The following is a 6,582-nucleotide window of genomic DNA, read 5'->3' as shown; positions in this document are numbered from 1 at the left end:
AGCATTGAGGCTGTGATAAGTGCCGTGAACTACCTTCTGAGAATGAGGAGAAAGAATGTTTGAATTAGTTGATTCTCATTGCCACATCGATTTCAACACCTTCAACGGAGATAGGAAGGAAGTAATTCTCAGGGCTCTGAGGGAAGGAGTGATCTCCATAATAAACTCAGGATACGACTACAAATCGAACGAAAGGACTTTGAGAGTTTCTGAAAGCTTTGAAGAGGTTTACGCAACTCTTGGTTTGAGTCCGAACAGAATCCACATCGACGATTACAGAATCGTCGTCGATCAGATAAGAGACAACGTGGATAGAATCGTGGGAATTGGGGAAGTTGGTTTAGATTTGTTAAAAGCTAAGGCAAGTTTGGAGGAACAGAAAGAAATCTTTAAACGCTTTCTCTCGTTAGCTGAAGAGTTAAACAAGCCGATCGTAATTCATGCGAGAAAAGCTGAAAGTTTGGCTTTCGACATGGTTAAGAACTACGATGTCGTTGCTGTGTTCCACTGCTACAGCGGGAGTGAAGCTGTAATGAAAAATATTGAAGACGCTGGTCATTACATTTCCCTTTCTACCCTCGTATGCTTTTCGGAGAAACACAAAAAGCTTGCAGAGAAGGTGGATTTGGATTACTTGCTCCTTGAAACGGACAGCCCTTTCCTTTCGCCTTTCAGGGGAAGAAACGAACCAAAAAATGTAATCTACGCAGCTAAGGCTGTTGCTGAAGCGAAAGGCTTAGAGCTGGCTGACGTGGCAGATGCAACAACGAGAAATGCGCAAAAAATTTTTAAGATTTGATGTAAAATAATTCTAACTACTACGGTGGTCGTCGATGGCAATTAAGCGAAAGATTGGCATTCAAAGAATTAAAGAGTACCTCTCGGCAAGGAAGGAAGGGAGGAAGAAAATAGGCGTTCTTGTTGACGGACCGAACATGCTCAGAAAGGAGTTTAACCTGAATCTTAAGGAGATAAGGGAGATTCTCGATAGTTACGGGGATGTTAAAATTGCGAAGGTCTTCATAAACCAATACGCCGGAGAGAAACTCGTTGAGGCTATAGAAAACCAAGGTTTTGAGCCGGTCGTCACCTCTGGAGATGTGGACGTTAAGATGGCGGTGGAGGCTATGGAGATCATATACAACGACTCGATCGACGTTCTCGCTCTCGTTACAAGGGATGCGGATTTCAAGGCAGTCCTTCAAAAAGCGATGGAGAAGGGAAAAGAAACGATAATAATAGGGGCAGAGCCGGGGTTTTCAGCAGCTCTGAAAAATGCTGCCGACATCGCTATATGCTTGAATGAGGAGGAGGAATGAAAAAGCTCTTCATTTTTGAGTTCGCCACTTGCTTGGGAGATCTTCCTGACAGTATCGCTGTTGAAGGCTTAGCAATGTTCAAATCCATGCTCAACTTTTCCAAGTATTACTCCCTCGTGAGTGGGGTGAAAAGAGAATTTCAGTCGGTTTTTCGCTTTCCTCAAAAATCCTTCGAAGATTGTTTAAAGGAGGTTGACGCAGCTTTAATAGTCGCTCCGGAAAACGATTTCACCCTTTACGAGCTGACGAAGAAGGTCGAGGAGTTCGGAGTAGAAAACCTTGGAGCTGAAAGTGAAGCGGTAAAAATTACCTCCGACAAGTACGAGCTTTACAAAAAGTTGAGAAAAGTTGTGAAAATGCCGAAAACGTCTTTGAGCGAATTAGAGGGGAAGTACGTTGTTAAGCCAAGGGTTTCGTGCGGTGGGGAAAACATAAGGATCGGTGGTGAAGTTCCAGAGAACTTTGTAGCTCAGGAGTTCGTTGAGGGAAAGCCGATAAGCGCAAGTTACTTGGCTATTAACGATGTCATCCTTTTAAGTGTTAACGAGCAAATCCTCGAAGGCTTCGAGTATAGAGGAGCGATCGTCCCTTTTGAAGTCGATAAAGATCTGGAGAGGGAGATTGAAGAGATCGGTTGCAGAGTGGCGGAAAAAATAAAGGGTTTGAAAGGCTACTTCGGAATTGATTTCGTTCTTGGGGAGGAGCCGTATCTCATAGAAGTTAACGCGAGATTAACAACTCCTTCAATCCTCTTCGAGTTCTCCTACGGCAAAAGTCTGGCGGATATGATGGAGGAGTTCAAAAAAGAGGGAAAAGTAAGTGTTAAGAAACTCGGGAGGTTTAAACTCTACAAGGGAAGTGGAGAGGGCTATGTGACTTACAAAAATTACGCTATAAAGGTGGAGAGGCTATGATTTCAATAATATTCCCTGCCCACAACGAGGCTGAAAAGATAGAAGAAGCAGTTTTAAGAACGGCTGAAGAAGCGAAAAAGCTCGGATTGGATTTCGAGATAATCATAGCCGAGGATGGGTCGACGGATGGAACGGATGAAATAGCGTCAAGGCTCGCTGAAACCTACGATTTTGTAAAACACCTCCACAGTGATGAGAGGCTTGGGAGGGGCGAAGCTTTGAGGAGGGCGTTGAAAGAATCGAAAGGAGACGTGGTTATTTACATGGACGCTGACTTATCTACTGACATCTCCCATTTAAAGGACTTAGTCGACAACATAAAAGATTACGACATAGTAATCGGCTCAAGGTTGCTGAGGGAAAGCGACGCAAAGCGTCCACTTTCAAGGGAGATACCGTCGAGAGTTTACAACTTCCTCGTCAGATTTCTTCTGAAATCGAATATAAGGGATCATCAGTGCGGTTTCAAAGCTTTGAAGAGAAATGCGGCTGAAGATTTATTCTTCAAAGTTAAGGACAACCACTGGTTCTTCGACACGGAGCTGCTTATACTCGCCCAGAGGAAGGGTTATCGAATAAAGGAGATTCCGGTAAAGTGGAGGCATGAAGAGAACTCCAAAGTCAAGCTCTTGAAAGACAGCTTTTACATGCTCAAGAACATAATCAGACTGATGGGATGAGATGCAGAAACTGCGGAAACGAGCTTTTTAGCAGAACTTCCTATTGCCTTTATTGTGGGGAAAGAAACGCTTACGGCTGCGGAGCGTACCTTGAGAACGAAAAACTAAAGCTCGTTTTTATCGGGGAGGACGTGGAAACTCTCGCTTTTAGGGTTTACGATGACGAGATTTCTCTCAGAAACCTCTTCGAAATCTGTGCCGAAAGAATCCACGAAAGGAGAGTGGATAAAGTTGTTGTTTCCGGTGAGAGAAAAGATTTCGTCGCTTCAATGATCTCTAAGTTTGCCCTAAGCAACTTGGAAGTACTCGTGACTGACGATATGGATTTTGACGAATTCTTGGAGAGGCTTGCTGAATTTTTCAGGAGGATACGCGGAATCAAGAAATTCTATGCCGATCCGGAAGAAAAGATAAGCGGTGCCCATTCCACAATAATTGGTGGGAGAGAGGGATTTAATTTAGTTATGAGACTTGCAAAATCACCCTACGTTAAGAAAATAGTCCCGGGGGTTATCGAGAACAAGGGTACCTCCCAAGGGGGAGTTAGGCTGAAGCTGACGAGAAGCGACGATAGAGGGAATATCAGAGCTTTGTTAATTCACGGAGCTGCTGTACAGCAGATTTACGTAATAACGACAGCCTCGAACAAAGAAGAGGGTGAGATCGTTTTGAGGGAATTAATCTCCCTTCTTTAAATCCCTGTCGTGAGCCCAGATTTCCCCGTCTTCGTAAACTTCCTTCTTCCACACGGGAAGCTCTTTTTTAAAGCTTTCAACAGCCTCGATTAAAGCATTCCACAGATTTTTTCTGTGATCGCTCATCACAGCGACGTAAACTATGTCTTCCCTCGGCAAGACCTCTCCGATTTTATGATATATCTTAACTCCGTAAACTCCGTCGAATTTTTCTATTCTCTCCTCTATCTCTCTTAACTTCTCAAAATAAAGCTCATCGAACCTCTCGTATTCGAGTTTGAGCACTCTCTTTCCTTCGTTGATTTCCCTTACAAAACCTACGAATATCCCGATGGCTCCGCATTTCTCTCCTTTCCTCTTCAACTTATTCACTATGCTTTCCAGAGTTTCGAAATCCTCAAGCTTTGGAATCTCTTCAACTTTCTTCACTTCCTTTAATGGAACCCCTATTTCTCCTTCCAAATTCAGAAGGGCTGCAAATTCGTAGCCCATCGCTGCCAAGGCTGACAGAGCTCTTTTCAAATCGCATCTCATCTCAAATTTCTCTTCATCCCCTTCAACGACAATTTTTCCTCCTTCCTTTCTCAGGATTGCGAGTCCCTTAACTTTCTTCAGCTCTTCCCCAACTTCGGAGATTTTGAACACCTTCATGTTTCCAACCTCACATCCATTCCGCAAGCAATCTCATCGGCTATTACGAATTCTACCTCAACCTTTCTATTCTCAACGTTTAAAATTGCGCAACTCGCTACAGAGAGCCTTGGCTTAGTTGGACTTCCGGGACAAAGAACGATAATGTCGCCAAACTGCTGAAGGACGAATCTGTGAATGTGTCCAAAGACGAGAACTTTTACTCCAAGCTCTTTGGCTTTGTAGCCGAGGTCGTAAAACTCGTTCAGATAATTTCCCTTATGCACCACTCCGAACCTAACACCTTCGACTTCAAAAGTAGTTTCCTCTGGGAGTAGCTTTTTTAATTCCTCCTCATCGGAATTTCCATAAACCGCAAAGACCTCTTTTTTTCTCTCCATCTCCTCGTACAAGGAAAGTGACGTGAAATCTCCTGCATGTATTACCGCATCGACTTCTTCCATCAACCTCACGACTTTCTTCGGCAAATCTTCAAGCTTTTCGCAGTGCGTATCTGATAAGCACAGCAACTTCATTTCCTCACCTCTCTATGTAAACTATGGCGAGGTCGCTTTTTATTTCCTCCCCTATCCTTTCGTTCTCAAGTCCAAGATTTTCTAAAACGGTGACTTTCCCTCTAACTTTACTTGGATCGAAGTTCTTGTCAGCCAAAACCAAAACTTTCCCCCTGAATTCCAAAGCCCTCTCTATCTCATCATAGCTGTTCTTTCCGTGAGAATCAACGACGACCACTTCGCACAAATCAAGCTTTAGCCTTGCTAAAGCGAGCTGAACGCTGCTAATCCCCGGCTCTACAATTCCGTTAATCTTTTTCCCCAGCCCAGAAACCATTGGATCACCGGTTGAAAGAACGACAACGTTTTTCTCCTTCGCCACCCTCTCTATTTCATCGTAAACCTCCCTTCCGAATTTTTTCAGAACTCGAATTTCCCCCCTTATAAATTCCTCCGCGTACTCTATCGCTCTTTTGCTTCCGTAAACTACGTCAGCTTTCGAGATTATCTGCTTGGCTTTGTCTGTCAGGTATCCCTTCGCCGCACCGACTCCGACTACGTAAAGCATTTCAGATCAGCACAACATCTTCCACATTCTCATTTAACTCTTTAGCCTTTTCGAGAACTCTTCTCTTATACTTCGAAACATCTTCGTCTCCAATTATTTTTCCTCTAAGCTCGGGAACAGCCCACTTAACGAGCAAAGCCGGCTTACCTACGATGATTACCTCTCCCTTCGCGTTTTTTAACGCTTCGTCGATGTAAACCCCGAAAACGAATGGTTGAAAATCGCTGAAGTTCTTTAAAGCGTATCTGAACCCCTCTCTGCCAGTAGTTATCGCAACTTTATCGTATTGCTTTACAAGCTCGGCTTTAGTTTTGACGAGCTTTTCACACCAAGGTTCTACGAAGCCGGTGGAGCCGAGGACGGATATTCCTCCCCTAATTCCGACCCTCTCGTTTCCGGTAATTTTGCAGAGCTTCTCTCCTTCGGGAATCTCTATTTCCACTCCTCCTTCAAATTCGAATTTTTCACGAGCTTTTCTGAAATTTTCCTCAATTTGCTTTTTAGCGCTCTCACTAACAGCTTTTTTTCCATTTTTTACGCCTATTCCTTTGCCGAAGTATATTCCTTCGCTGTCTTTCACTCTTGCAACGATCTCTACGCCGTCCGTTCTGTCGAAGGCGTGATCTCCGGCGAATTTCTTAGCTACGCACTTCCCCTTCTCAGCTTTAACTTTAACGCTAACCTCTATACCAACGGGAGTTGAAACCCTCACATAGCTACATTCGTTTTTTACGGATGCTATCGCTCCGACTATGGCTGCTGAAGCTGTCGTGGCTGTAGTAATTCCCCTTTTAATCCATCCGTCTTTGGTTAGTATGTAAAGTCCGCTCTCTATTTTTTCCCGAACTCTCTTTAAGCCTTCCTTTTCCGCAGCCCTCTTCACCCAATTTTTTGGGTAGCGGTAGAGTTCTATAGGGTCTCGCATAGATCTATCAGAGCGTTAACTATCGCCACGCAAATTGCCGAACCTCCCCTTGTACCGACGGTGGTTATGCTCGGAACAGCTAAGCTCCTAATCATCTCCTTAGATTCAGCAGCGTTGACAAAACCAACCGGGGTTGCGATGACGAGGGAAGGTTTAACGCCCTCTTTAATTAGATTGTAGGCAGCTATGGCAGCACTCGGAGCGTTGCCGATCGCTAAAATAGCTCCGTCCATTTTTTCCCTAAGACTGTACATCCCGCTCATTGCACGGGTCATCTTTTCATCTCCCCCAACCTCAACAGCCACGTAAGTCTTCGATTTTAGCTTTCTTTTGTTT

Annotated in this window: 10 protein-coding genes; 5 read left to right on the top strand and 5 right to left on the bottom strand. The window is 44.2% G+C overall.

Features of this window, described 5'->3' with window-relative positions:
- The first annotated feature begins 55 nt into the window (after window positions 1-55).
- From F7C14_RS00715 to F7C14_RS00695, 5 genes are read left to right on the top strand one after another with little or no spacing between them, the layout of a single operon-like run.
- Window positions 56-799: a TatD family hydrolase gene (locus F7C14_RS00715; RefSeq protein WP_290898637.1), complete on the top strand. Its 744-nt coding sequence runs from the start codon at window positions 56-58 to the stop codon at window positions 797-799.
- Window positions 800-833: 34 nt separating this feature from the next.
- Window positions 834-1,319 carry a TIGR00288 family NYN domain-containing protein gene (locus tag F7C14_RS00710; RefSeq protein WP_290898634.1) on the top strand — a complete coding sequence of 162 codons (486 nt, stop codon included), beginning with the start codon at window positions 834-836 and terminating at the stop codon, window positions 1,317-1,319.
- A complete protein-coding gene (locus tag F7C14_RS00705; protein WP_290898632.1) occupies window positions 1,316-2,233 on the top strand; it encodes an ATP-grasp domain-containing protein in 918 nt (305 codons plus the stop codon). Before F7C14_RS00710 ends, F7C14_RS00705 begins: the two co-directional genes overlap by 4 nt.
- Window positions 2,230-2,913 (top strand): dolichyl-phosphate beta-glucosyltransferase, encoded by a 684-nt coding sequence (locus F7C14_RS00700; protein ID WP_290898630.1) that lies wholly within the window; start codon window positions 2,230-2,232, stop codon window positions 2,911-2,913. The genes F7C14_RS00705 and F7C14_RS00700 overlap by 4 nt, the downstream gene beginning before the upstream one ends.
- Window positions 2,910-3,608, top strand: a complete 699-nt coding sequence (locus F7C14_RS00695) for a DUF2103 domain-containing protein (protein WP_290898628.1) — start codon at window positions 2,910-2,912, stop codon at window positions 3,606-3,608. Before F7C14_RS00700 ends, F7C14_RS00695 begins: the two co-directional genes overlap by 4 nt.
- Here the strand turns inward: F7C14_RS00695 and F7C14_RS00690 are convergent.
- The 5 genes from F7C14_RS00690 to F7C14_RS00670 form a co-directional block, all read right to left on the bottom strand.
- The gene (locus F7C14_RS00690) at window positions 3,591-4,259 is read right to left on the bottom strand and encodes a molybdenum cofactor biosynthesis protein MoaE (RefSeq protein WP_290898626.1); all 669 of its coding nucleotides are present in this window, start codon (window positions 4,257-4,259) and stop codon (window positions 3,591-3,593) included. The genes F7C14_RS00695 and F7C14_RS00690 overlap by 18 nt on opposite strands.
- Window positions 4,256-4,774: a metallophosphoesterase gene (locus F7C14_RS00685; protein WP_290898624.1), complete on the bottom strand. Its 519-nt coding sequence runs from the start codon at window positions 4,772-4,774 to the stop codon at window positions 4,256-4,258. Before F7C14_RS00685 ends, F7C14_RS00690 begins: the two co-directional genes overlap by 4 nt.
- Window positions 4,775-4,778: 4 nt before the next feature.
- A complete protein-coding gene (locus F7C14_RS00680) occupies window positions 4,779-5,321 on the bottom strand; it encodes a cobalt-precorrin-7 (C(5))-methyltransferase (protein WP_290898622.1) in 543 nt (180 codons plus the stop codon).
- Window position 5,322: 1 nt separating this feature from the next.
- Entirely contained in the window at window positions 5,323-6,204 is an 882-nt protein-coding gene (locus F7C14_RS00675; RefSeq protein WP_290898620.1) for a cobalt-precorrin-5B (C(1))-methyltransferase, read from the bottom strand.
- A 26-nt stretch (window positions 6,205-6,230) separates the two neighbouring features.
- Window positions 6,231-6,582 (bottom strand): precorrin-8X methylmutase (locus F7C14_RS00670; protein WP_290898618.1); only part of this gene is annotated, 352 nt, incomplete at its 5' end.

Origin of the sequence: Ferroglobus sp. (assembly GCF_015521575.1) — an archaeon.
GTDB lineage: Archaea > Halobacteriota > Archaeoglobi > Archaeoglobales > Archaeoglobaceae > Ferroglobus.
Note: the sequence above shows the minus strand (reverse complement) of the source record. Positions and strands in the feature narration are given on the sequence as shown.